At 33.6% G+C, this 2,230-nt stretch carries 3 protein-coding genes and 2 pseudogenes; all 5 read right to left on the bottom strand.

The features are described 5' to 3' along the window. On the bottom strand, nt 1-554 hold a 554-nt coding region (gmhA, locus tag AJN70_RS01745), incomplete at its 3' end, for a D-sedoheptulose 7-phosphate isomerase (protein ID WP_070232981.1). A 95-nt stretch (nt 555-649) separates the two neighbouring features. Then, nucleotides 650-784 (bottom strand): annotated as a pseudogene (locus tag AJN70_RS10040) (MerR family DNA-binding transcriptional regulator); the annotation flags it as partial. Beyond that, nucleotides 784-1,416 carry a zeta toxin family protein gene (locus AJN70_RS01735; protein WP_070232977.1) on the bottom strand — a complete coding sequence of 211 codons (633 nt, stop codon included), beginning with the start codon at nt 1,414-1,416 and terminating at the stop codon, nt 784-786. The gene AJN70_RS01735 and the pseudogene AJN70_RS10040, both read right to left, overlap by 1 nt. 93 nt (nt 1,417-1,509) lie before the next feature. Next, on the bottom strand, nt 1,510-2,082 hold the full coding sequence (gene gmhA, locus AJN70_RS01730) for a D-sedoheptulose 7-phosphate isomerase (protein WP_070232976.1): 573 nt from the start codon (nt 2,080-2,082) through the stop codon (nt 1,510-1,512). Continuing rightward, nucleotides 2,079-2,230 (bottom strand): annotated as a pseudogene (locus AJN70_RS09800) (bifunctional heptose 7-phosphate kinase/heptose 1-phosphate adenyltransferase); the annotation flags it as partial. The gene gmhA (AJN70_RS01730) and the pseudogene AJN70_RS09800, both read right to left, overlap by 4 nt.

Here is a 2,230-nt window from a genome sequence, read left to right as displayed (position 1 = left end):
CTCTCATCTATGATCTGACAAAGTGTGTGTATGATCAAAATATGCATTTCTTGAATTCTAGCCGTATCATCGCTTGGTACGACAAGATTATAATCACAAAGCTTATTCATCATTCCACCACCCTTTCCGCTAAGCCCTAGACAAAGCATATTAAGCTCTTGTGCTTTTTTTAAGGCTTCTAAAACATTAGGACTTTTTCCACTGGTTGAAATGCCGATTAAAACATCATTTTCGTTTCCTAAAGCCTCTACTTGTCTTGAAAAAACAAATTCAAAACCATAGTCATTTCCTATAGCACTAAGTGCTGAAGTATCGGTTGTAAGTGCTATGCCCGCTAAAGCCTTGCGTTCTTTTTTATAACGCCCGCTAAGTTCAGCCGCAAAATGCTGAGCATCAGCCGCACTTCCACCGTTTCCGCAAATCAAAATCTTGCCACCTTTTTTAAGACACTCGCACAAAAGCTCGCCTACTTTAGCGATTTGTCCTTTTAAAATTTCACCTTCTTGAACGATTTTTTGATGTTCTTGCCATTCTTTTTCCACTAAATTTATCATTTTTTATCCTTAATCTTTTCTATAATCTTACTTGTACTAAATCCTTCTTCAAAGTCGATTAATTCAACCCTTGAAACGATATCCGCACCCACAACAAGCTTATCTTTATAATCAGCCCCTTTAACCAAAATATCGGGTTTTAAAAAGCCTTGCTTATCCCAATTGCGGATTGTTTGTATTGTAACACCAAGTAAATTTGCAGCATGTCTGATAGAAACAAGCTTATCTATCATGACTTAATCCTGTTAGAATGATTGTATCCATTATTATAAGAATAACTTTTAAATTGTGTTTTATCTGGTATTAAATCACTAAACCAAGTGACATTATTTTGCAAATCTAATATCCCATTTGTTATCTTTGCAATTAATTCATAATTTTTAGTATTATCATAAACCAAAATCTCATCACATAATGGCATAATTTTTAAAAGATTTTGCATACTTTCATAATATCTTTTATCTATTAAATGTGGCTCTATGTCGTGCCCACCTTTAGCTACTCTTATTTTTACTCGTGCTTTTGCAGTTTGCGGGCTATCAAGTCCTACGAAGTGTAAATTGATTTTATAACCATACTCTTTTAATTCACTAAATAGATTTAATATAGCTTTTCCGCAAAGCGTAGTTTCTTGATTAAAATTAAGTTTATCATTTATATATACTTTACGCATTTTTATAGCTATCTTTGAGGCACGAATTTGAGTTTGTCTATCTCTATGATCTCCAATGCTTTGAGCTATCTCATCTACATTTATGCGATAACCTAAATTTATTCCTTGCTCTTGTGCTAAAAAATATAAAGTAGTCTTTCCTGCACCATTTGCACCAGCAAAAATAGTAGCCGTTGGTTGATTTACCATAAAAAGTTCCTTGTATAAATTTAAGTAATAATAATAAATTTTCAATAAAAATCTAAAAATATTTGATATTTATTTATAGTTTTTCATAGGTTTTTATAAATCAGTTTTATAGCTCTCATCTATGATCTGACAAAGTGTGTGTATGATCAAAATATGCATTTCTTGAATTCTAGCCGTATCATCGCTTGGTACGACAAGATTATAATCACAAAGCTTATTCATCATTCCACCACCCTTTCCGCTAAGCCCTAGACAAAGCATATTAAGCTCTTGTGCTTTTTTTAAGGCTTCTAAAACATTAGGACTTTTTCCACTGGTTGAAATGCCGATTAAAACATCATTTTCGTTTCCTAAAGCCTCTACTTGTCTTGAAAAAACAAATTCAAAACCATAGTCATTTCCTATAGCACTAAGTGCTGAAGTATCGGTTGTAAGTGCTATGCCCGCTAAAGCCTTGCGTTCTTTTTTATAACGCCCGCTAAGTTCAGCCGCAAAATGCTGAGCATCAGCCGCACTTCCACCGTTTCCGCAAATCAAAATCTTGCCACCTTTTTTAAGACACTCGCACAAAAGCTCGCCTACTTTAGCGATTTGTCCTTTTAAAATTTCACCTTCTTGAACGATTTTTTGATGTTCTTGCCATTCTTTTTCCACTAAATTTATCATTTTTTATCCTTAATCTTTTCTATAATCTTACTTGTACTAAATCCTTCTTCAAAGTCGATTAATTCAACCCTTGAAACGATATCCGCACCCACAACAAGCTTATCTTTATAATCAGCCCCTTTAACCAAAATATCGGGTTTTAAAAAGC

It is taken from the genome of Campylobacter sp. BCW_4341 (genome assembly GCF_001764255.1).
Classification (GTDB): Bacteria; Campylobacterota; Campylobacteria; order Campylobacterales; family Campylobacteraceae; genus Campylobacter_D; species Campylobacter_D jejuni.
Note: the sequence above shows the minus strand (reverse complement) of the source record. Positions and strands in the feature narration are given on the sequence as shown.

Coding starts and splice junctions, on each gene's coding strand:
- AJN70_RS01735 (WP_070232977.1), bottom strand. CDS start 1,416: ATGGTAAATCAACCAACGGCTACTATTTTTGCTGGTGCAAATGGTGCA.
- gmhA (WP_070232976.1), bottom strand. CDS start 2,082: ATGATAAATTTAGTGGAAAAAGAATGGCAAGAACATCAAAAAATCGTT.